The organism is Leifsonia sp. P73, assembly GCF_051059105.1.
In the GTDB taxonomy this organism is placed as follows: domain Bacteria; phylum Actinomycetota; class Actinomycetes; order Actinomycetales; family Microbacteriaceae; genus Leifsonia.
Genome location: NZ_CP194931.1, coordinates 495,356 through 516,210, shown reverse-complemented (window position 1 = coordinate 516,210; position 20,855 = coordinate 495,356). Strand labels below are relative to the sequence as shown.

Genomic DNA, 20,855 nt, shown 5'->3' with positions numbered 1-20,855 from the left:
CGGTTCCGCATAGGAACCGTGCGGCTGCCTCCAAGCGTCCGCGACTAGCCTGGGCACGTGGATTCCGTGCTGCTGTTCGTCCTGGGCGTCGTCATCATCCTCGTGGGCGTCGCGCTCTCGATCGCGCTGCACGAGATCGGGCACCTGGTGCCGGCCAAGCTGTTCGGCGTCAAGGTCACCCAGTACATGATCGGGTTCGGCCGCACGCTGTTCTCCTTCAAGCGCGGCGAGACCGAGTACGGGGTCAAGGCCATCCCGCTCGGCGGCTACATTTCGATGATCGGGATGTTCCATCCCGGCAAGGACGGCGGCACGGGCCGCAACGCGACGACCGGCTTCATGCAGGCCATGGTGCAGGACGCCCGCACCTCCAGCGCCGAGACCGTCGGGGAGGGCGAGGAGGATCGCACCTTCTACCGCCTGCCGGTCTGGAAGCGCATCGTCATCATGTTCGGCGGCCCGTTCATGAACCTGCTGATCGCGGTCGTGCTGTTCGGGGTGCTGCTGATGGGGTTCGGCGCTCCGCAGAACTCGCTCACCATCGGGACGGTGAGCCAGTGCGTCCAGCCGACGACGAGCGCCTCTCAGACCTGCGGTGCGGACGCGAAGCAGGGTCCCGCGGCGGCGGCAGGCCTCAAGCCGGGCGACACCATCGTGAGCATCGGCGGGAAGAAGATGACCTCCTGGACGCAGTCCACCACGATCATCCGCCAGTCCGAGAACACGCCGCTGACGGTCGTCCTCCGGCGCGACGGCCAGGAGCGGACGGTCGTCCTCACTCCGATGACAAACACCGTCGCCAAGCTCGACCCCAACGGGCAGGCGGTCAAAGCCGCTGACGGCAGCACCGAGACCGTGAAGGCCGGCTTCGTCGGCATCGGCCCGGTGCAGGAGCTCGTCCCGCAGCCCATCACCTCCGTCCTCCCGGCCGTCGGCGCGCAGACCGCCGCGGTCGTCGGCGTCGTCATCCACCTGCCGCAGCGCATGGTCGACGTCTGGAACGCCGCGTTCGGCTCCGGGCAGCGCGACCCCAACGGCCCGATCAGCCTTGTCGGCGTCGGCCGCGCGGCGGGGGAGCTGACCGCCCTGGACGGCGTGCCGGTGGTCGACAAGGTCTACACGATGATCGGCATCCTCGCGTCGCTGAACATCGCGCTGTTCGTCTTCAACCTGATCCCGCTGCTGCCGCTCGACGGCGGGCACATCGCGGGTGCTCTCTGGGAGGGCTTCCGCCGGTCGGTCGCGAAGCTGTTCAAGCGCCGCGACCCGGGGCCGGTCGACATGGCCAAACTGATGCCGCTGACGATGGCCGTGGTGGTCGTGCTCGGCGGGATGAGCCTGCTGCTGATGTACGCGGACATCGTCAAGCCGGTCAACCTGTTCGGCTGACCGCCGCATACCCGCCGTTCACCCGACGCCCAGCCGCTTCCCACCCGGCCGCGTAGGATTGTCGGGTGGCAGCAATCAACCTGGGGATGCCCAAGGTCCCCGAGACCCTCGCACCCCGTCGCAAGTCCCGTCAGATCCGTGTCGGAAAGGTCCTGGTCGGCGGCGACGCCCCGGTCAGCGTCCAGTCCATGACCACGACGCCGACGACGAACATCAACGCGACCCTCCAGCAGATCGCCGAGCTGACGGCCTCCGGCTGCGACATCGTGCGCGTCGCCGTGCCGAGCCGCGACGACGCCGAGGCGCTGCCCATCATCGCCAAGAAGAGCCAGATCCCGGTCATCGCCGACATCCACTTCCAGCCCAACTACGTCTACGCGGCGATCGACGCCGGCTGCGCGGCCGTGCGCGTGAACCCGGGCAACATCCGCAAGTTCGACGACCAGGTGGGCAAGATCGCAGCCTACGCGAAGGCCGCCGGCGTCTCGCTGCGGATCGGCGTCAACGCCGGGTCGCTGGAGCCGAGCCTGCTGCAGAAGTACGGCAAGCCGACCGCGGAGGCGCTGGTCGAGAGCGCCGTCTGGGAGGCCAGCCTCTTCGAGGAGCACGACTTCCACGACTTCAAGATCTCGGTCAAGCACAACGACCCGATCGTGATGGTCAAGGCATACCGTCAGCTCGCCGAGCGGGGCGACTGGCCGCTCCACCTCGGCGTTACGGAGGCCGGCCCGGCGTTCCAGGGCACCATCAAGTCCGCGACCGCGTTCGGCATCCTGCTCTCGGAGGGCATCGGCGACACCATCCGCGTCTCACTGTCGGCCCCGCCGGCCGAGGAGGTCAAGGTCGGCCTGCAGATCCTGCAGTCGCTCAACCTCCGCGAGCGCAAGCTGGAGATCGTGTCCTGCCCGAGCTGCGGCCGCGCCCAGGTGGACGTCTACTCGCTCGCCGACAGCGTCACCGAGGGCCTCCAGGGCATGAGCGTGCCGCTGCGCGTCGCGGTCATGGGCTGCGTCGTGAACGGCCCGGGCGAGGCCCGCGAGGCCGACCTCGGCGTCGCCAGCGGCAACGGCAAGGGCCAGATCTTCGTCAAGGGCGAGGTCATCAAGACCGTGCCGGAGGCCGAGATCGTCGCGACCCTGATCGAGGAGGCGAACCGCATCGCCGCCGAGATGCAGGACGCGCAGGTCGCCTCGGGCGAGCCCACCGTCACCGTCGGCCACTGACGCCCGCGGCGGGCGCCGCACCACCGCACCACTAACATGGAACGGTGCCTACTCGCCTGACGAACTACTTCCTCCGCACCCTCCGTGAAGACCCCTCCGACGCGGAGGTGACCAGCCACAAGCTCCTCGTGCGCGCCGGCTACATCCGCCGCCAGGCGCCGGGCATCTTCGCGTGGCTGCCGCTGGGGCTGCGGGTCAAGGCGCGCATCGAGCAGATCATCCGCGAGGAGATGACGGCCGCGGGCGCCCACGAGGTGCACTTCCCCGCGCTGCTGCCGCGCGAGCCCTACGAGGCCACCGGCCGCTGGGAGGAGTACGGCGACGGTATCTTCCGGCTCAAGGACCGCAAGGACGCCGACTACCTGCTCGCCCCGACGCACGAGGAGGTCTTCACCCTGCTGGTGAAGGACCTCTACTCCTCGTACAAGGACCTGCCGCTGTCGATCTACCAGATCCAGGACAAGTACCGCGACGAGGCGCGCCCCCGTGCCGGCCTGCTGCGCGGCCGCGAGTTCACCATGAAGGACGCCTACTCGTTCGACTACACGGACGCCGGCCTCGACACCAGCTACATGGCGCAGCGCGACGCGTACGAGCGCATCTTCAGCCGCCTGGGGCTGGACTACGTCATCGTGCAGGCCGACGCCGGCGCGATGGGCGGCTCCCGCAGCGAGGAGTTCCTGCACCCCACCCCGGTCGGCGAGGACACCTTCGTCCGCTCGGCCGGCGGCTACGCGGCCAACGTGGAGGCGTTCACCACGCTCGCGCCGCCCACGCGCGGCTACGAGAAGCTGACGCCCCAGGAGGTGCTCGACACCCCGGACACCCCCACCATCCAGACCCTGGTCGACGTCGCGAACGCGAAGCACCCGCGTCCGGACGGCCGGGCCTGGACCGCCGCGGACACGCTGAAGAACGTGGTGCTCGCGCTCACTCACCTGGATGGCACCCGCGAGCTCGTGGTCGTCGGGCTGCCCGGCGACCGGGAGGTCGACCTCAAACGCGCCGAGGTGGCGTTCGCGCCGGCCGAGATCGAGGCCGCGACCGAGGACGACTTCCGCAAGCACCCCGGCCTCGTGAAGGGATACATCGGCCCCTGGTCGGCCGAAGGCCCCGTGCTCGGCGAGGAGGCCTCCACGGGCATCCGCTACGTGGTCGACCCGCGCGTGGTCGACGGCTCCGGCTGGATCACCGGCGCCAACCTCGAGGGCAAGCACGTCTTCGGGCTGGTCGCCGGCCGCGACTTCGCCTGGGACGGCACCGTGGAGGCCGCCGAGGTCAAGCCGGGCGACCCCGCCCCGGACGGATCCGGCCCCGTCGAGCTCGCGCGCGGCATGGAGATCGGCCACGTCTTCCAGCTCGGCCGCAAGTACGCCGAGGCGCTGGGACTGAAGGTGCTGGACGAGAACGGCAAGCTCGTCACCGTGACGATGGGCTCCTACGGCATCGGCGTGACCCGCATCCTGGCGATCATCGCCGAGGAGAACAACGACGACAAGGGCCTGGTGTGGCCGGCCGCAGTCTCACCGTTCGACGTGCACGTCGTGGCCGCGGGCCGCGATGCGGTCGCGTTCGAGGTGGCCGAGCAGGCCGCCGCCGAGCTGGAGGCCGCCGGCCTGGAGGTGCTGCTGGACGACCGCCCCAAGGTGTCGCCCGGGGTGAAGTTCGGCGACGCCGAGCTCATCGGCATCCCGCGCGTGCTCGTCGCGGGCCGCGGAGCCGCCGAGGGCGAGGTCGAGCTGTGGGACCGCCGCACCGGCGAGCGGTCGACCGTCCCGCTGGCGGAGGCCGTCGCGGCACTCACCGCCTGAGCGACCGTCACGACGCCGCCTGACCGCACCGCGGCTCAGGCGGCGTCGTCATCTCCGGTGATCTCCGCGTGGATGCGGCGGAGGTCCTCCATGAGCGAGCCGATCAGGACCCAGTGCCGCGGGTTCGGCGTGCTGATGACGAGCGGTGCGGTGAGCACCGGGATGCCCGCCGTCTCGGTGCCCGGCTCCACGACGTGCGCGTCGGGGTCGCGCGACAGCAGCCGCAGGTCGTGGGCGGAGCGCTCCAGCTCGTCCGCGATCGCCGCGATGGTCGGCTCGTCGGCGAGGCTGTCGTCGTAGTGGTCGTGGAACGCGCGGGTCATGCCCAGCGAGCGCGTGATCAGCGGCCGCAGGCGCGCGAACAGCTGCTGGTCGTGCTCCAGGACGACGCGGTGCTTGGCCTGCCGCGGGTTGAGCGTGAGGCTCTCGTCGGCGGCGGTGAGGGCGGCCTCCGCCTTCTTCTCCATCGGGCGCAGCAGCCGCGCCTCGATGAGCAGGGCGTCCCGCTCGCCGGATGTCGGCCGGCTGGTGAGCGCGACGGCGAGCCGGTCGAGTGTGGAGGCGATCTCGCGGCCGAGGTCGAGCACCGCGGTGCGCGCCGGGCCGGTGAGCACGGGCGGGACGATCGCGATGTTGACGATGACGCCGATCGCCGCGCCGAGCACGGTCTCCACGATGCGCGCCACGGCGTACTCGGAGTTCGTGGCCCCGAGCGAGAGCACCAGCATGACGCTGATCGGGATCTGGTTGGCCGTTCCCGGCGTCAGTTTGAAGGCCCACGCGAGCACCAGCGATGCGACGATCGCGAGCAGCACGATCCAGGTGTTGTCGCCGAAGACCAGGCCGACACCGTACGCGATGACCACGCCGAGGATCACCCCGAGGGAGCGCTCGAAGGCTCGGCCGACCGACTGGTTCACGCTCGGCTGCACGACGAGCAGCGCGGCGATGGTCGCGAACACCGGGAGCTCGCCCGGGAAGATCAGCGTCGCCAGGCCCCAGGAGATGATCATCGCCGTGGCGGTCTTCGCCACCTGGAGGAACGGGGTGCGGGTGGTCGACCGGATGTTCACGGGGAGGGAGAGCTTGACCGGGGACAGCGAACGCACGACTCCAGCGTAGCCGTGCGGCCGGTACGGCGACTTAGTCCGCGAACCTCCGGTACGCCGCCGCCGCGCGCTCGGCGGCACGCTGCTGGCCCGCGGTCAGCGGCGCGAACGACTCGATCTCGACCGCGCTGCGCCGCCACGTCCCCACCACCCGGCCGCGGGCGACCAGGATCGGCTGGAAGACGCCGTTGCCCCCGGGCACGATCCGCTGGAAGTGGTCGTCGTCGAGCACGAGGTCGCGCTGCTGGTAGCCGAGCAGGTACTCGTCGAAGGCCGGGAGGAGCTGGACGGCCTCCCGCTCGCTCCGGCTCTCGGCGAGGCCCGCGGCACGGTCGGCCAGCTCGGAGGTGAGCAGGTACTCCACCCCGTCGACCTCCAGCGTGGTGATCGCGTCCCCCAGGACGGCGCGCGCGGTCTTCGCGCCGGCGACGGTGCCCTTGGTCCACCAGACGAAGTCCTTGACCGTCGCGGGGCCGTGGCCGCGGAGGTAGCGGAGCAGGAACTCGCCCCACGCCTCGTCCGGCTCGAGCCGCCGGGACTCCGGCGCCCACTCGTCCAGCAGCACCAGCGCCTGCTGCGTGCGCAGCGTCGGACCCCAGCAGATCAGCCCGGTCTGCGCCAGGTAGTAGATGAGGTGGTAGCCGCGCTGGCCGGCTGTGGCGATGCCGTTCGCCTCCCACAGCTCCATCAGCTCCGCGCGGCCGATGCGCCCGCCGCCGGCGAGGGCCTCGGTGATCAGGTCGCGGGCGCGGGCGAAGTCGGGGGTGTCGAGCTCCAACTGCTTGTGTCGCGCGGAAAGGCCGGCGATCATGCGGCCGGTGGTCACTCCCAGCATCCAGCGGAGGTCCTCCGGCGGGACGAAGTGCAGGGTGCCGCGCATGGGCCAGGAGCGCACGATCCGGCCGGCGTCGAGGTCGGCGAGCACGTCGGCGCGGGTCGAGCCGGTGGTGCGGAGGCCGAGCGCCCACGCGCCCGCGGCGAAGTCCTGGGCCTGCACGGCGAGCATCCGGCGCGCGACGTCGGCGGGGGACGCCTCGCGGTCGCCGTCGATCGCGTGGGCGAGGCGGCGCAGGCGCAGCAGGTCGGCGCGGGAGGTCATGGAGCCAGTCTGGTCCAGACAGCGGACAGTTTCTGTCCTCGACGCCGACAAGGCACGACGGACTCAGGGCAGCAGGCCGTGCTCCTTGAGCTGGTCGCTCAGGCCGGCGCCGTCCGGCGCGTAGACCCACGGCGCGCCCGAGATCTCGCTGTGCTTCTCGGCCTTCGAGCGCCCACCGGCCAGCACGGCCTCCCCGTTGGAGAGCTGCCGGATGGCGACGCCCGCCACATTCCCGGGGTGCTCGGTCGTGAACTCGCGGTAGAGCGCCTCGTCGTGCTGCCCGTCGTCGCCGATCAGCAGCCACTGGAGCCCGGGGAACTCGTCCGCCAGCCGGGCGAGGCTGGTGCGCTTGTGCTCCCGGCCGGAGCGGAAGAACCGGTCGTGGGTCGGGCCCCAGTCGGTGAGCAGCAGGGGACCGGCGGGGAAGAGGTTCCGCGAGAGGAAGCGCGTGAGCGTCGGCGCGACGTTCCAGGCGCCGGTCGAGAGGTAGATGACCGGGGCGCCCGGGTGCGCGGTGGCGAGCCGCTCCAGCAGCACCGACATCCCCGGCGTGGGGACGCGGGCGTGCTCGTCCAGGACGAACGTGTTCCACGCGGCGAGCAGGGGCCGGGGGAGCGCGGTGACCATGACCGTGTCGTCGACGTCGGAGATGATGCCGAAGGTGGCCTTGGGGTCGACGATGTAGACCGGCGCCTCGAACACGCGCGCGGACTCCGGCGTGGTGAGCCTCACGGTGTGCAGGCCGGGCTTGAGCTGGACGGGGAGGACCGTGTCGATGACGCCGCCGCGGTCCGGCTGCACCTCGTGGTGGGCCCCATCGACCGTGATCGTGACGGTGACGTCGGCGACCGGGACGCTGATGAACGAGCGCCAGCCGCGGATGGACTCCTCGCGCTTGCGGTGCTTGCGCTCGGCACGGCTGCCGGGCCGTGGCTCCTTCGCCAGCACCACCCTGCCGAGGATGCGCACCCAGGTCGGCGAGCCGTAGCCCGCGTACGGGACGACCGTCGCGAGGAATCCGCGCTTGCGTGCGCGGCGGGCTCTGAACTGGTGGAACGCGTCCTCGACGCGCGCGGCACGGTGCATGATCGGGTCGACGCTCGCGCCGCGCTTGGCTCGGGTGGCAGTCATAGAGGTACCAGTTTCTCACGGAGTGAGGGGCCTCTCAGACGCAGCCCCCAGATCTGGGGTGAGGATTCTTCGGTGTGTCGGAGGATTTTCCCCAGCAAAGGTGAGATTTCCACAATATGATCCGATGAGAGCGATGGATTGGACCATCGCCGGGCTGGGGACCCGCACGCGTATCGTGGAACAGAGAAAGAAGGAGCCGCCCTCGTGCCCATCAACGACCTGGTCGCTGCACAGAACACTGCCGGAGCGCCGCTCGTCCGTACGGAGCCGATCCAGGAGCGCAGCGCCGCCCGGATCGACGCCCTCCTCGACGCCGCCGCGGAGGTGGTGGACGAGATCGGATTCGACCGCTTGACGACCGCGATGGTCGCCGAGCGCGCCGGCGCGTCCATCGGCACGGTCTACCGGTACTTCCCGGACCGCATCGTCCTGCTGCAGGCGCTGCGCGACCGTGCGCTGCTGCGCTACCGCCACTCGGTCGTCGCCGCGATCCACGCCGAGAGCCCCGAGCACTGGTGGAACGCCGTGGAGTGCGCGATCGACGCGTTCGTCGCGATGTTCCGTACCGAGCCGGGCTTCCGGATCATCCGGTTCACCGACGCCGAGCGCTCTGGACTGCCCGGTGAGGAGGAGCCGGAGCAGACGGTGTCGTTCGCATCGCAGTTCGCCTCCATCCTGTCCGAGGAGTACGGTCTCCCCGCCGGCGAGGAGCTCGGCTTCCGCCTCGAGATCGTCGTGGAGATCATGGACGGCCTGATCAACCGGGCCTTCCGCGACGACCCGATGGGAGACGTCCGCTACATCGACGAGGCGCGTGTCGTGGCCCGCGAGTACCTGGAGCGGCGGTACGACCCGAAGAGCTGAGGCTCTTCGGGGAATGTCGGCGGTATGGGACAGGGTTGTCTCATGGTGTCTGGGTTTCCTGCCACAAACCGACTCAATTCATTGCGAATTGATCGAAACGCTGTTTGGGTAGGAACGATGGCCCCGAATACTGAGACCACCCTGCGGTATCGACCGAGAGCTGAGGACCGATGATCGAATTCAGTTCGGTCACGAAACGATTCCCCGACGGGACCGTGGCGGTCGATGACTTCTCGCTCGTCATCCCGTCGCGCAAGATCACCGTGCTCGTCGGCTCGTCCGGCAGCGGCAAGACCACGATCCTGCGGATGGTCAACCGCATGGTCGATCCGACCAGCGGCACCGTCTCGATCGACGGCGAGGACGTGCAGAGCCTGAAGCCGGTGCTCCTGCGCCGGCGCATCGGCTACGTCATGCAGAACTCCGGGCTGCTGCCGCACCGCAAGGTCGTCGACAACATCGCGACCGTGCCGCTGCTCACGGGCGTCAAGCGCAAGGCCGCTCAGGAGCGGGCCTTGGAGCTGATGGACACGGTCGGGCTGGAGCGCTCGCTCGCCGACAAGTACCCGAGCCAGCTCTCCGGGGGCCAGCAGCAGCGCGTCGGAGTGGCGCGCGGGCTCGCGGTCGACCCGAACATCCTGCTGATGGACGAGCCCTTCGGCGCCGTCGACCCGATCGTGCGCGACGACCTGCAGAACGAGCTGCTGCGGCTGCAGCGCGAGCTCGGCAAGACGGTGCTGTTCGTGACGCACGACATCGACGAGGCGTTCCGGCTGGGCGACCAGGTGGTGATCTTCCGCAAGGGCGGGATCGTCGCCCAGCAGGGCACTCCGGCCGAGATCCTGGCGTCGCCCGCCGACGACTTCGTGGCGTCGTTCGTCGGCGCCGACCGCGGCAAGCGGGCATTGCACATCGAGCGGACCGAGACCGGTTCCGTGCTCGTCGACAGCGAGGGGCGCCCTGCGGGCGTCCTCAGCGACGAGCGACACCTATCCGAAGATTCAAAGGCCGCGACGGTGTCCGTCGCGGGTGGTGCGGACGCCGTAACGCAGGGTGGCGCCCCTCCACGGCTGCCGCAGTGAACTTCCTGTGGTCGAATCTCGGCCTGGTCTGGAATCTCACGGTCTCCCACGTGTGGCTGAGCGCCATCCCTATCGTGGTCGGGTTCGCGGTGTCGCTGCCGATCGGCTGGGTGGCCAACCGGTATTCGGTGAGCCGGCCGGTGCTGCTGACGATCGGCGGCATCCTGTACACGATCCCGTCTCTTCCGTTGTTCTTCGCGATGCCGGCGCTGATCGGCACCAAGATCCTCGACCCGGCGAACGTGGTGGTCGCGCTCAGTATCTACGCCGTGGCGCTGCTGGTGCGCACCACGACGGACGCCCTCGCGTCGGTGCCGGGTGACGTCGTGCAGTCGGCGACCGCGATCGGCTACTCGGGTTGGAGGCGGTTCTGGGCCGTCGAGCTGCCGCTGGCCGGCCCGGTGCTGCTGGCCGGGCTGCGCGTGGTGTCCGTGTCGACGGTGAGCCTGGTGAGCGTCGGCGCCCTGCTGGGCGTCCCGAACCTGGGCCAGCTGTTCACCGACGGCCTCAACCGGTACTACCCGGAGGAGGTCGCGGTCGGCATCGTCCTGATCATGATCGTCGCCCTCGTGTTCGACCTCATCCTCGTGCTGCTCGGCCGGCTGCTGCTGCCGTGGTCGCGACTCGACAAGCGCACGGGCCGGCTGCGCCGCTCCGCCGCGATGAAGGCGGTGACCGGGGGATGACCGATTTCGCGGCCGCCTTCGGCTGGCTCTTCGACCCGGTGAACTGGATGGGGCCAGGGGGCATCCCGGTGCGCATCGGGGAGCACCTCCTGTACACCCTGCTGACGCTCCTGCTCGCCGTGGTGATCGCGTTGCCGATCGGCTTCGCGATCGGGCACACCGGGCGCTTCCGCGGCCTCGCGGTCGGTGTCTCCGGCGCCCTGCGCGCCCTGCCCACGCTGGGACTCGTCGTCTACCTCGCGCTCATCATGGCGAACATCACGATCGTGCCGCCGCTGATCGCGCTGACCATCCTCGCCATACCACCGTTGCTGGCAGGCGCGTACTCCGGCCTGGAGTCGGTCAACCGCAGCACGATCGACGCCGCGCGCGCGGTCGGGATGACCGAGTGGCAGATCTTCGCCAAGGTGGAGCTGCCGCTGTCCCTGCCCCTCGTCATCGGCGGCATCCGCTCCGGCGCGCTGCAGGTGATCGCGACCTGGACGGTGGCCGCGATCCTCCCGGTGGGCGGGCTCGGGCGGTTCCTGTTCGACGGGCTGGCCGTGCAGAACTACCCGGAGATGCTCGGCGGGTCGATCATCGTGGTCGTGCTCGCGCTGGTCGTCGACGGCTTGTTCGCGGTGACCCAGAAGCTCGTCGTTCCGCGCGGCGTCACAGCCGGCAAGGTCCGGGCCGACGTGCAGAAGGATCAGTCGCGCGCGTTCGGCATCACCGTCCCCGGGCGGCAGCCCACCCTCTGACCCGCCGGTTCGCCGGTCCACCCGATTCCTGACTCACAGTGACCCAACGCACACAGTAGAAAGAGAAAATCACATGTTCGGATCCAAGAAGGGCCGTATCGCGGCCGGTGTGCTCGCGGCGGGGGCGCTCATCGCCCTCAGCGCGTGCTCGTCCGGCGGCGGCGGCGCGTTCAACACCAGCAGCAGCGGCAGCGGCTCCTCGGGCGACACGGTGACCGTCGGGTCCGCCGCGTTCGGCGAGTCCGAGATCCTGATGCAGATCTACGGCCAGGCCCTCGCGGCCAACGGCGTCAAGGTCAGCTACAAGCCGAGCATCGGCCAGCGCGACGTCTACCTGAAGGCGCTGCAGGACGGCTCGATCGACCTGGTCCCGGAGTACTCCGGCAACCTGCTGCAGTTCTACAACAAGACCAGCACGGCCTCCTCCAGCGACGACGTCTACGCCGCGCTCAACGACGCCCTGCCCAAGGGCTTCGAAGTGCTCGACCAGGCCAAGGCGCAGGACGCCGACGCCTACAACGTCACCAAGGAGTTCTCCGACAAGTACAAGGTCACCAGCCTGGAGGACCTCAAGAAGGTCACCGTGCCGCTGACCGTGGGCGCGAACCCCGAGTTCGGCACCCGGCCGTACGGCATCCCGGGCCTGAAGTCGACCTACGGCGTCACGGCGTCGCTCACTCCGATCAGCGACTCGGGCGGCCCGCTGACCGTCGCGGCGCTGAAGGACGGCAGCGTTCAGCTCGCGGACATCTACACCACGACCCCCGCCATCAAGGACAACGGGTTCGTCGTGCTGAAGGACCCGAAGAACCTGATCGCCGCGCAGAACATCGTGCCGCTGATCAACACCAAGAAGGCCTCCGACAAGGTCAAGTCGGTGCTCAACAAGGTCTCGGCCGAGCTGACCACGGACGACCTGATCACCATGAACAGCGAGAACCAGGGCGCCAGCAAGACCCAGCCGGACGCCGTGGCGAAGAAGTGGCTGCAGGAGCACCCGATCAAGGGGTGACGGACCGACGCGGGAGGGCGACCTCCTGACGGACTCCGCGTGCGGCGGCTCGGACGACCGGGCCGCCGCATCCGTCTGTGCGGGACCTCACTGCGTGCGCAGGAGCGACCAGAACGCCTCGATCGCATCGCCCATGTCGGCGGACGGGTCGAGCATCCACTGCACCTGCATCCCGTCGGCGACGGCCACCGCGAGGCGCGCGAGCATGCGCGGGTCGACGCCGTCGCGCACCCGGCCGGCCTCCTGCTCGGAGCGGAGATACCCTTCCAGTCCCGCGACGATCTGCTGGTAGCGCGACACGAAGTAGTCGTGACCCGGGTGGTCGGCGTCGGCCGCCTCCGCGGAGATGGTCGCGTAGAGCTGGACGAGCCCCGGCACTTCGGCGTTGTGCCGCACGATGCGGACCAGGCCGTCGGCCGCCCCGGCCCAGTCCCCGCCGAGCTCGCCGCCGGCGGAGTCCACCTCGTCGCGCTTGCGCAGCACCTCGGCGAACAGCTCCTCCTTGGACGAGAAGTGGTGCAGGAGGCCGGCCTGGCTGAGTCCGACGGACGCCGCGATCTCGCGCAGCGACGCCTTCCGGTAGCCCTTGTCGGCGAACACCTCCAGCGCGCGGGCGAGGATCTCCTCGCGTTTGGCGATTCCCTTGGCGTATCCGCGCTTCTCCGGCATGTAGCCAGGCTAGTGGGCGGCGGCCGCTCAGCTCGTCAGCACCAGCACCGGCGGCACCACGACGAGCAGGGCGGCGGCGACCACCACCAGGAGCCGGACTCCCGGGCCGACCGTGCGGTGGCCGGAGGTGAGGCGCTGCTCGCGCGCCACCAGGGCCGACCGGCGCTGCTCGGGCGTGCGCGGGTCCTTGGGAGCGCCGAGGGCGGCGCCGGCCGATCCTGTCGCGTCCACGATGCGGATGGCGTCCGCGAGCACCGCGTCGCCGGAGGTGCGCCGGGCGGTGTCGTCGGCCAGCATCTCCACCAGGAGCGCCACGGCGTCCTGCGCACGCGTCGCGATCGGGAACCACGGCAGCGCGCGCTTCCAGGACCGGAAGGCGTCGAGCAGGAGGTGGTGCTTCTGGCGCAGGTGGGCGCGCTCATGGGCGATCACGGCGTCGAGCTGCCCGGGGGTGAGCAGCTCGATCATCCCCTCGGACAGGACGGTCACGCTGCGCGCGCCGGGGAGGCAGTACGCCGCGGGCGCCGGGTGGTCGATGATCCGGGTGGCCGGCTCGTCGGGCAGCGGCGAGCTGAGCAGCCGGAGGAGCTCCATGTGCCGGTGTCGCTGGCGCCGGCTGCGGACCGAGGTGAGGGCGAGGTTCAGCACGAGGTGGGCCGTCAGCAGCACCGCGGCGCTGAGGAAGAAGGTGTGCAGCAGCGAGACGCCGGCGGGGAGCGGTCCGCTGAAGAGCGTGGCCGCTGCGCCTGCGACCCGGCTCGGGAGGTCGTCCCCGAACGGCTCCAGCCCGGCGAGCAGCAGCGAGCCGATCATCGAGATGCCGCCGGCCAGCGCGATCGACTGCCAGAGGGCCAGCGCGAGTCCCGGCGCAGCGGGCGGCCACTTCGCGCGTGCGAGCAGCAGCGGCACCGGCCAGGCGAGGGCGACCGCCAGGACGCCGAGGAGGACGGCGGTCGAGTCGACGGCCATCGGTGTCAGCTGCGCGCGTCGAGCAGCCGGCGGAGCATGGCCGCCTCGGACTCGTCGACCGAGCCGACGAAGTAGGCGAGGGCTTCCGTGCGGTCGGTGGAGGTCTCCAGGACTTCGCGCATGAGGTCGGCGACGTGGTTGGCCCGCGTGAGGGAGGCGAAGTAGAGGTGCGGGCGGGCGTCGCGGTCGCGGTCCACGAACCCTTTCTGCTCCAGGCGGGAGAGCACCGTGAGCACGGTGGTCAGAGCCGGGGTCTTGCCGCCGTCGCGGGTGGCCGCTAGCTTGTCGCGCAACTCGTTGGCGGTGATCGGGGCGTCGCCCGACCAGAGGGCGTCCATCACCGCACGTTCGAGCTCTCCGAGATTGGCCACGGATCCAGGGTAGCGCGAGAAGGCTGTGAATGTTCTACACTCTGTAGAAGTAGTCTTCTACAAGCTGTAGAACAACGACCGGAAAGGTGGGCTGCGTGAACGAGATCCTCGATCCGCTGCTGCTGGCACGCTGGCAGTTCGGACTGACGACGATTTACCACTTCCTGTTCGTTCCGCTCACCATCGGCCTCGTCACGGTCGTCGCGATCTTCCAGACCGCGTGGTACCGCAGCGGCAAGGTCCACTACCTCCAGCTCACGCACTTCTTCGGCAAGCTCTTCCTGATCAACTTCGCGATGGGCGTCGTGACCGGCATTGTGCAGGAGTTCCAGTTCGGCATGAACTGGTCGAACTACTCCCGGTTCGTGGGCGACGTCTTCGGCGCGCCGCTCGCGCTGGAGGGCCTGCTCGCCTTCTTCCTGGAGGCCACCTTCATCGGGCTCTGGATCTTCGGCTGGGACAAGCTGCCCAGGGGCATCCATCTGGCCTGCATCTGGATCACCGCGATCGGCTCCATCCTGTCGGCCTACTTCATCCTCGCCGCCAACGCGTTCATGCAGCACCCCGTCGGCTACACGCTCAACCACGCGCGCGGCCGCGCCGAGCTCACCGACCTCTGGGCGGTGCTGACGAACAAGGTCGCCCTCGCCGCGTTCCCGCACACGATCTTCGGCTGCTTCATGGTCTCGGCCGGCCTCATCATCGCGGTGGCCGCCTGGCACCTCTCGCGCACCAGGAACCTGGAGACCATGCGCCCCGCCCTGAAGTTCGGGCTCTGGATGATGGTCGTGGCCGGCATCGGCAGCGTCGTCAGCGGCGACCAGCTCGGCCTGGCGATGGTGCAGACCCAGCCGATGAAGATGGCCGCAGCGGAGGCGCTCTACAAGACCTCGACCGGCGCCGACGCGTCCTTCTCGATCTTCACCCTCGGCACGCCGGACGGCGTCCACGAGCTGTTCTCGATCCGCATCCCGTACCTGCTGTCGTTCCTGTCGACGCACACGCTCACGGGCACGGTCGAGGGCATCAACGACCTCAACGCCCAGTACCAGCAGCTGTACGGCCCCGGCGACTACACCCCGGTCATCTGGGTCACCTACTGGGCGTTCCGCTGGATGATCGGCCTCGGCCTCCTGCACGTCCTGATCGCCGTCGTCGGACTGTGGTTCACGCGCAAGGGCCGGACGCCGCCGTGGGCGTGGATGTGGAAGGTCGCGATCTGGGCCATGCCGCTCTCGCTCGCCGCCATGATCGTCGGCTGGATCTTCACCGAGATGGGCAGGCAGCCCTGGCTCGTCTTCGGCCTGATGAAGACCCAGGACGGCGTCTCGCCGGGGACGACGGGGCTCGACGTCCTGATCTCGCTGATCGCCTTCACCGCGGTCTACGGCACGCTCGCCGTGGTCGAGTTCAAGCTCATCAAACGCGCGGCCCAGAAGGGACCCGCCCCCGCCGAGGAGCACCTCGACGACGAGGGCAACCACGTCCCGGTCGCCACGGTCTACTAGGAGCACATCGACATGGATCTCGCAGTCCTCTGGTTCGGCATCATCGCCTTCTTCTTCATCGGTTACTTCGTGCTCGACGGCTTCGACTTCGGCGTCGGGATGTCGCTGCCGTTCCTCGGCAGGGACGAGACCGACCGCCGCGTGCTCATCAACACCATCGGCCCGGTCTGGGACCTCAACGAGACGTGGCTGATCGTCGGCGGCGCCGCGCTCTTCGCGGCGTTTCCCGAGTGGTACGCCACGCTGTTCAGCGGCTTCTACCTGGCGCTCCTGCTCATCCTGCTCGCGCTGATCGTGCGCGGGGTGTCGTTCGAGTACCGGCACCAGCGGCCGGAGTCGCAGTGGAAGCGCTGGTTCGACGGGATGATCGTCGTCGGCTCGGCCGTGCCGGCGTTCCTGTGGGGCGTCGCCTTCGCGAACATCGTGCAGGGCGTCGCGCTCGATCACGGCCACAACTACACCGGGACGCTGTTCGACCTCCTGAACGGGTACGCACTGCTCGGCGGCCTGACCACGCTGCTGCTGTTCTTCACGCACGGCGTCGTCTTCGTGTCGCTGAAGACGGACGGGGAGATCCGGGCGCGGGCGCGGGCGCTGGCGGGACGTGCGGGGCTCGTCGCGATCGTGGTGGCCGCGGCCTTCCTGCTCTGGACCGTGATCGCGCACTTCTCGGTGGCGCTGGTCGTGCTCGCGGCGCTGACCGCCGTCGCGCTCATCGCGTCCTGGATCCTGAACCTGCGCGGCGCGGAGGGATGGTCGTTCGGGTTCATGGCCGCCACGATCGCCCTCGCGGTGGTGTCGCTGTTCGTGGCGCTGTTCCCGAACGTGATGCCGTCCTCGCCGAACCCGCAGAACAGCCTGACCATCGCCAACGCGTCCAGCACGGACACCACGCTGACGATCATGACCTGGGTAGCCGTGATCTTCCTGCCGCTGATCCTGGCGTACCAGGCGTTCACCTACTGGGTGTTCCGCAAGCGCGTCACGCGCGCGAGCATCCCGGCCGAGCCCGCGAAGCCGGTCGATCCCGAACCGGCGGCCGCCTGAGGTGCGACCGCTCGATCCCCGCCTCCTCCGCTACGCGGCCGCGACCCGCGCCACGCTCGCGACCGGCGCACTCGTCACAGTGCTGCAGACCGCGGCCGTGGTCGCGTTCGCCTGGCTGGTCACCCGGCTGGTCGTGCGCGCGATCGCGGGGGCGCCGTTCGCGGAGCTGAGCGCCCTCGTCGCAGGGCTCGTGCTGGTGGTGATCGTGCGCGGCGTGCTGCTCTGGCTGGCGGAGTCGGTGGCGGCGCGCGGCGGGGCGACGGTCGTCGGGCAGCTCCGCGAGCAGCTCGTCGACGCGTTCGGCCGCCTCGGACCGCAGGGCCTCGCCGGACGGAGCAGCGCCGACCTGACGCTCGTCGCCGGCCGGGGGATGGACGCGCTCGACGGCTACTTCGCCAAGTACCTCCCGCAGCTCATCGGCACGGCGGTCGCGATGCCGCTGCTCGTGCTGGTGATCGGCTGGCAGGACCTCACCAGCGGGATCATCCTCGTGCTCACCCTCCCGCTCATCCCGGTGTTCATGGTGCTGGTCGGCTGGGCGACGCAGGCGGCGCAGAAGCGGCAGTGGGCGGCGCTCTCGACGCTCTCGCGCGGCTTCCTGGACGTCGTCGCCGGCCTCCCGACGCTCACGCTGTTCGGCCGGCAGCACCGGCAGGAGGCGAGGATCCGGCAGAGGAGTGAGGAGTACCGGGCGCGGACGATGAAGGTGCTCCGGATGTCGTTCCTGTCCGGGTTCGTGCTGGAGCTCGCGGCCAGCCTGTCCGTCGCGCTGATCGCCGTCGCGATCGGCCTGCGGCTGCTCGGCGGCTCGCTCGACCTGTCGGTCGGGCTGTTCGTGCTGCTGCTGGCGCCGGAGGCGTTCCTGCCGCTGCGGAACGTCGGCGCGAGCTACCACGCGGCGACCGAGGGGATGGAGGCCGCGTCGAAGGCGTTCGAGGTGCTGGACGCGGCGCAGGATGTCGTTCCGGAGCCGGCGGCGCGCGCGGAGGCGACCGGGCTGGTGTTCTCGGAGGTCGCCGTGTCGTACGACGGACGCGCGGTGGTCGGGCCGTTCTCCGCTGCCGTGCGGCCGGGCACGCTCGCGGTGCTCAGCGCGCCGAGCGGGGCGGGGAAGTCCAGCCTCGTCGCGGCGGCGCTGGGCTTCGTGGCGCACAGCGGGACGATCGCAGCGGCGGGCCGCGCCGACGCCGTGGGGCGACGGGAGGCCATCGCCTGGGCGGGTCAGAAGCCGGGGCTGCACGCGGGCACCATCGCGAAGAACGTCGCCCTCGGCGACCCGGCGCCGGATCGCGCGCTCGTCGTCGCGTCGTTGCGCGCTGCGGCCGCGTCAGAGCTCGACCCGGACCTCCCGGTCGGGGTCGGCGGCGCGGGACTGTCGGGCGGCCAGGCGCAGCGGGTCGTCGTCGCGCGGGCGCTGTACCGGCTGCGGGCGCGGTCGTGCCGGGTGCTGATCCTGGACGAGCCGACCTCCGCTCTCGACGCGGCGACGGAGCGGGCGCTGCTGACGTCGCTGCGGGCGGTCGCCGACGACGGAATGGCCGTGCTGGTGGTCAGCCACCGGGAGGCGGTCGTGGCCGCCGCCGATGACGTTCTCACGGTGGGGGTGCTGTCCGATGTCCGGCTCTGAAACTGTGGCGACCGACCGGGACCGGACCCGCCGCATCCTCCGGCTCGCCCTGCCTCCGGCGCGACGGCTGTGGGCGGCCATCGCCCTCGGAGCGCTGAGCGGCGGAAGCGCGGTCGCCCTCCTCGGCGTCTCGGCGTGGTTGATCACGCGCGCCTCCGAGCAGCCGGCGCTGCTGTACATCTCGATGGCTGTCGTCGGCGTCCGCGCCTTCGCGCTCGGGCGCGCGTTCTTCCGCTACCTGGAGCGCCTCGTGGGTCATGATGCCGCCTTCCGCCGGCTCGGCGACATCCGGGCGGACCTGTTCGCCCGCCTGGTGCCGCTCGGTCCGGACGGGGTGGGCGCCGGCGAGGGGGCGACGGGAAGGCCCGCGGCGGCGAGCTGCTCGCGCGGCTGGCGGACGACGTGGACGAGCTGCCCGACTTCGCGCTGCGGGTCGTCCAGCCGCTGGTGTCCGGAGGCGTGGTAGTGCTGGCGAGTTCCGTCGCCGCGTTCGTGCTGCTGCCCGCCGCCGGGGTCGCCCTGCTGCTCACCCTCGCCGCGGCCTTCGTCGTCGGCACGCTCGTCAACCGCTGGGCGGCCGGATCGGCCGAGCGCCGGATCGCCCCGCTCCGCGCCGCGCTCGCCTCCGCGCTGCACGAGCTGGTGACCGGCCTCGACCTCCTGATCGCCTTCGACGCGCTGCCCCAGGCCCGCGAGCGCGTCCGGGCGGCGAGCGCGCGGCTCACCGCTGCGGCGCGCACCCGGGCGGCCGGGCTCGGGCTGACGGCGGGCGCCGTGTCGCTCCTCGCGGGCGTCGCGACCGTCCTGGCGCTCGCCACCGGCATCCCCGCGCTGGAGGCCGGCCACCTGGACGCGCCGACCCTCGCGGTCGTCGCGCTGCTGCCCCTGGCGGTGTTCGAGGTGTTCGGCACGCTCCCGCTGGCCTTCGGCGCGCTGCGGCGGGTGCGCGCGAGCGCCGAGCGGATCGCGGACACCGTTCCGGCGACGGTCCCGGACGGCGTGCCGGTGGACGCGCCCGACGCGGCTGCGCTGAATGTGACGTCGGTGCCCGACGTGGCGCTGAGCCTCCGCACGGCGCACTGGCCGGGGAGGACGCCCCCGTGCTCGAATGCATCGACCTCGTGCTGCATGCAGGGGAGCGGGTGGTGCTCACCGGGCCGACCGGCGCGGGCAAGACGGCGCTCGCGCACGTGCTGACCCGGTTCCTCGATCTCGACGGCGGCTATGCGATCGACGGCGTGGACGTGAGCGGCGTGTGCCAGGACGATGTGCGGCGCGTGGTCGGCCTGGTCGAGCAGCAGCCGTACCTGTTCGACTCCGACCTGCGGCAGAACCTCCTGTTCGCGCGCGACACCGCCACCGACGAGGAACTGCTCGCCGTGCTCGACCGGGTCGGCCTGGGGGAGTGGACCCGCTCCCGCGGTGGCCTCACCAGCCCGGTCGGCGAGCGCGGCGCGCTGGTCTCGGGAGGTCAGGCGCAGCGGATCGCGCTCGCGCGGGCCCTGCTGGCGGACTTCCCGGTGCTGGTCGTCGACGAGCCGACGGCCAACGTGGACAGCGCCGTCGCCGGCCGGATCGTGCACGACATCCTTACGACGGCCGCGGACGATGGCCGCACGGTGCTGCTGATCTCGCACACCGCGGTGCCGGACGGGCTGGTGACGCGGCGCATCCGGATGGAGGCGGGCACCCTAGTCTGAGCGGCCGGCGCGTCAGCGGATCGGCCGCGCCAGCGCCCCGAAGCGCGACCGCCACGCCGCCGTGCGCGCCGGGTCGTGGCCGAGCGCCGGCCCGTCCACCCACACCGTCACATCGCGGATCCCGTGCAGCGCGTTGACCGCCCACAGCGCGACGCCGTCGAGCTCGGACGGCCGCACCGCCTCCTCCTCGACCGGCACGCCGAGGGCGGCGGCGATCCCGCGCACGGTCCGCGCGGCCACGCTGTCCACGCGCGCCAGCGAGAGCGGCGGCGCGCACAGCGTGTCGCCGCGCCACCAGAGCAGGGCCGTGGTCGTGCCGTCGGCCACCCGTCCCTCGTCCAGGATGACCGCCTCCTGAGCGCCCACTTTCTGAGCCTGCTGCCGGAGCGCGTTCAGCCGGTCGATGTCCGGACCCTTCAGGTGCGGCAGCTGGCGCGGGTCGCTCGCGGCCGTCGCCACCACCAGATCGGAGCCGAGCGGCGGCGCGGTGCGGAGCCGGAAGCGGAGCCGCAGGGCGCCGCGCGCCCGCACCAGCTCGAAGCGCGGGAACCAGCGACCGTCGCCGGGGAGCATCCCGACCCCGCGTCCCAGAACGCGGCCAGCGCGCCGGCGTCGCGGAAGCCCTGTTCGCGCGTCGTCTCGGCGAAACGCTCCCGGTGGAGCCCGAGAGCCAGGACGCGCCCCTCCGCCACCAGGAAGGAGTCGGCCGCGAGCAGTTCGGTCTCCACGATCTCGCAGTCGTCGCGGACGACGAGCGCGCCGTCGGCCCAGTCGTAGAGGGTGGCCGTGGTGTCCATCCGCTCAGGCTAACGCCAGCC

General features: G+C 70.8%; 22 protein-coding genes. 14 read left to right on the top strand and 8 right to left on the bottom strand.

Annotated elements, in window-relative coordinates:
- Positions 1-57: 57 nt before the first annotated feature.
- The 3 genes from ACQ86L_RS02735 (at position 58) to ACQ86L_RS02725 (ending at position 4,423) form a co-directional block, all read left to right on the top strand.
- Positions 58-1,389: a M50 family metallopeptidase gene (locus ACQ86L_RS02735; RefSeq protein WP_434317589.1), complete on the top strand. Its 1,332-nt coding sequence runs from the start codon at positions 58-60 to the stop codon at positions 1,387-1,389.
- An 86-nt stretch (positions 1,390-1,475) separates the two neighbouring features.
- Entirely contained in the window at positions 1,476-2,612 is a 1,137-nt protein-coding gene (gene ispG, locus ACQ86L_RS02730) for a flavodoxin-dependent (E)-4-hydroxy-3-methylbut-2-enyl-diphosphate synthase (RefSeq protein WP_434318971.1), read from the top strand.
- Between the two features lie 44 nt (positions 2,613-2,656).
- Positions 2,657-4,423, top strand: coding sequence for a proline--tRNA ligase (locus ACQ86L_RS02725; RefSeq protein ID WP_434317588.1), 1,767 nt, complete (start codon positions 2,657-2,659; stop codon positions 4,421-4,423).
- A 35-nt stretch (positions 4,424-4,458) separates the two neighbouring features.
- Here ACQ86L_RS02725 and ACQ86L_RS02720 read toward each other — a convergent pair whose 3' ends face one another.
- From ACQ86L_RS02720 to ACQ86L_RS02710, 3 genes are all read right to left on the bottom strand, one after another.
- A complete protein-coding gene (locus ACQ86L_RS02720) occupies positions 4,459-5,532 on the bottom strand; it encodes an FUSC family protein (protein WP_434317587.1) in 1,074 nt (357 codons plus the stop codon).
- Positions 5,533-5,566: 34 nt separating this feature from the next.
- The gene (locus ACQ86L_RS02715) at positions 5,567-6,631 is read right to left on the bottom strand and encodes a winged helix DNA-binding domain-containing protein (RefSeq protein WP_434317586.1); all 1,065 of its coding nucleotides are present in this window, start codon (positions 6,629-6,631) and stop codon (positions 5,567-5,569) included.
- A gap of 63 nt (positions 6,632-6,694) precedes the next feature.
- Positions 6,695-7,762 carry an App1 family protein gene (locus ACQ86L_RS02710; protein WP_434317585.1) on the bottom strand — a complete coding sequence of 356 codons (1,068 nt, stop codon included), beginning with the start codon at positions 7,760-7,762 and terminating at the stop codon, positions 6,695-6,697.
- Positions 7,763-7,966: 204 nt separating this feature from the next.
- On the opposite strand from ACQ86L_RS02710, the gene ACQ86L_RS02705 reads away from it, so the two are divergent.
- The 5 genes from ACQ86L_RS02705 (at position 7,967) to ACQ86L_RS02685 (ending at position 12,146) form a co-directional block, all read left to right on the top strand.
- Positions 7,967-8,626, top strand: a complete 660-nt coding sequence (locus ACQ86L_RS02705) for a TetR/AcrR family transcriptional regulator (protein WP_434317584.1) — start codon at positions 7,967-7,969, stop codon at positions 8,624-8,626.
- Between the two features lie 170 nt (positions 8,627-8,796).
- Positions 8,797-9,708 carry an ABC transporter ATP-binding protein gene (locus ACQ86L_RS02700; RefSeq protein WP_434317583.1) on the top strand — a complete coding sequence of 304 codons (912 nt, stop codon included), beginning with the start codon at positions 8,797-8,799 and terminating at the stop codon, positions 9,706-9,708.
- Positions 9,705-10,394 carry an ABC transporter permease gene (locus tag ACQ86L_RS02695; protein ID WP_434317582.1) on the top strand — a complete coding sequence of 230 codons (690 nt, stop codon included), beginning with the start codon at positions 9,705-9,707 and terminating at the stop codon, positions 10,392-10,394. Before ACQ86L_RS02700 ends, ACQ86L_RS02695 begins: the two co-directional genes overlap by 4 nt.
- Entirely contained in the window at positions 10,391-11,134 is a 744-nt protein-coding gene (locus ACQ86L_RS02690; RefSeq protein WP_434317581.1) for an ABC transporter permease, read from the top strand. Before ACQ86L_RS02695 ends, ACQ86L_RS02690 begins: the two co-directional genes overlap by 4 nt.
- Before the next feature lie 73 nt (positions 11,135-11,207).
- On the top strand, positions 11,208-12,146 hold the full coding sequence (locus tag ACQ86L_RS02685; RefSeq protein WP_434317580.1) for an ABC transporter substrate-binding protein: 939 nt from the start codon (positions 11,208-11,210) through the stop codon (positions 12,144-12,146).
- 87 nt (positions 12,147-12,233) lie between these two features.
- On the opposite strand, the gene ACQ86L_RS02680 is transcribed toward ACQ86L_RS02685, so the two are convergent.
- Genes ACQ86L_RS02680 through ACQ86L_RS02670 form a run of 3 tightly spaced genes read right to left on the bottom strand, consistent with a single transcriptional unit; the run spans position 12,234 to position 14,155 of the window.
- On the bottom strand, positions 12,234-12,815 hold the full coding sequence (locus ACQ86L_RS02680; protein ID WP_434317579.1) for a TetR/AcrR family transcriptional regulator: 582 nt from the start codon (positions 12,813-12,815) through the stop codon (positions 12,234-12,236).
- Positions 12,816-12,842: 27 nt separating this feature from the next.
- The gene (locus ACQ86L_RS02675; RefSeq protein WP_434317578.1) at positions 12,843-13,784 is read right to left on the bottom strand and encodes a M56 family metallopeptidase; all 942 of its coding nucleotides are present in this window, start codon (positions 13,782-13,784) and stop codon (positions 12,843-12,845) included.
- A 5-nt stretch (positions 13,785-13,789) separates the two neighbouring features.
- Complete coding sequence (locus ACQ86L_RS02670) at positions 13,790-14,155, bottom strand: BlaI/MecI/CopY family transcriptional regulator (protein WP_345835012.1); 366 nt, start codon at positions 14,153-14,155, stop codon at positions 13,790-13,792.
- A 95-nt stretch (positions 14,156-14,250) separates the two neighbouring features.
- Here ACQ86L_RS02670 and ACQ86L_RS02665 point away from each other — a divergent pair, with 95 nt between their 5' ends.
- The 6 genes from ACQ86L_RS02665 to ACQ86L_RS02640 are packed head-to-tail and all read left to right on the top strand — an operon-like array spanning position 14,251 to position 20,037.
- The gene (locus ACQ86L_RS02665; RefSeq protein WP_434317577.1) at positions 14,251-15,663 is read left to right on the top strand and encodes a cytochrome ubiquinol oxidase subunit I; all 1,413 of its coding nucleotides are present in this window, start codon (positions 14,251-14,253) and stop codon (positions 15,661-15,663) included.
- A gap of 12 nt (positions 15,664-15,675) precedes the next feature.
- Entirely contained in the window at positions 15,676-16,710 is a 1,035-nt protein-coding gene (gene cydB / locus ACQ86L_RS02660; protein ID WP_434317576.1) for a cytochrome d ubiquinol oxidase subunit II, read from the top strand.
- A gap of 1 nt (position 16,711) precedes the next feature.
- Positions 16,712-18,337, top strand: coding sequence for a thiol reductant ABC exporter subunit CydD (cydD, locus tag ACQ86L_RS02655; RefSeq protein ID WP_434317575.1), 1,626 nt, complete (start codon positions 16,712-16,714; stop codon positions 18,335-18,337).
- On the top strand, positions 18,324-18,803 hold the full coding sequence (locus ACQ86L_RS02650; protein ID WP_434317574.1) for a hypothetical protein: 480 nt from the start codon (positions 18,324-18,326) through the stop codon (positions 18,801-18,803). The genes cydD and ACQ86L_RS02650 overlap by 14 nt, the downstream gene beginning before the upstream one ends.
- Entirely contained in the window at positions 18,740-19,534 is a 795-nt protein-coding gene (locus ACQ86L_RS02645; protein WP_434317573.1) for a hypothetical protein, read from the top strand. The genes ACQ86L_RS02650 and ACQ86L_RS02645 overlap by 64 nt, the downstream gene beginning before the upstream one ends.
- Positions 19,438-20,037 (top strand): ATP-binding cassette domain-containing protein, encoded by a 600-nt coding sequence (locus ACQ86L_RS02640; RefSeq protein ID WP_434317572.1) that lies wholly within the window; start codon positions 19,438-19,440, stop codon positions 20,035-20,037. The genes ACQ86L_RS02645 and ACQ86L_RS02640 overlap by 97 nt, the downstream gene beginning before the upstream one ends.
- A gap of 12 nt (positions 20,038-20,049) precedes the next feature.
- Here ACQ86L_RS02640 and ACQ86L_RS02635 read toward each other — a convergent pair whose 3' ends face one another.
- Together ACQ86L_RS02635 and ACQ86L_RS02630 are read right to left on the bottom strand one after the other, a co-directional pair.
- Positions 20,050-20,496, bottom strand: coding sequence for an aminotransferase class IV (locus ACQ86L_RS02635; RefSeq protein ID WP_434317571.1), 447 nt, complete (start codon positions 20,494-20,496; stop codon positions 20,050-20,052).
- The gene (locus ACQ86L_RS02630; RefSeq protein ID WP_434317570.1) at positions 20,454-20,834 is read right to left on the bottom strand and encodes a hypothetical protein; all 381 of its coding nucleotides are present in this window, start codon (positions 20,832-20,834) and stop codon (positions 20,454-20,456) included. The genes ACQ86L_RS02635 and ACQ86L_RS02630 overlap by 43 nt, the downstream gene beginning before the upstream one ends.
- Positions 20,835-20,855 lie beyond the last annotated feature (21 nt).

Coding starts and splice junctions, on each gene's coding strand:
- ACQ86L_RS02715 (WP_434317586.1), bottom strand. CDS start 6,631: ATGACCTCCCGCGCCGACCTGCTGCGCCTGCGCCGCCTCGCCCACGCG.
- ACQ86L_RS02685 (WP_434317580.1), top strand. CDS start 11,208: ATGTTCGGATCCAAGAAGGGCCGTATCGCGGCCGGTGTGCTCGCGGCG.
- cydB (WP_434317576.1), top strand. CDS start 15,676: ATGGATCTCGCAGTCCTCTGGTTCGGCATCATCGCCTTCTTCTTCATC.
- ACQ86L_RS02690 (WP_434317581.1), top strand. CDS start 10,391: ATGACCGATTTCGCGGCCGCCTTCGGCTGGCTCTTCGACCCGGTGAAC.
- ACQ86L_RS02700 (WP_434317583.1), top strand. CDS start 8,797: ATGATCGAATTCAGTTCGGTCACGAAACGATTCCCCGACGGGACCGTG.
- ACQ86L_RS02675 (WP_434317578.1), bottom strand. CDS start 13,784: ATGGCCGTCGACTCGACCGCCGTCCTCCTCGGCGTCCTGGCGGTCGCC.
- ACQ86L_RS02650 (WP_434317574.1), top strand. CDS start 18,324: ATGTCCGGCTCTGAAACTGTGGCGACCGACCGGGACCGGACCCGCCGC.
- ispG (WP_434318971.1), top strand. CDS start 1,476: ATGCCCAAGGTCCCCGAGACCCTCGCACCCCGTCGCAAGTCCCGTCAG.
- ACQ86L_RS02710 (WP_434317585.1), bottom strand. CDS start 7,762: ATGACTGCCACCCGAGCCAAGCGCGGCGCGAGCGTCGACCCGATCATG.
- ACQ86L_RS02630 (WP_434317570.1), bottom strand. CDS start 20,834: ATGGACACCACGGCCACCCTCTACGACTGGGCCGACGGCGCGCTCGTC.
- ACQ86L_RS02680 (WP_434317579.1), bottom strand. CDS start 12,815: ATGCCGGAGAAGCGCGGATACGCCAAGGGAATCGCCAAACGCGAGGAG.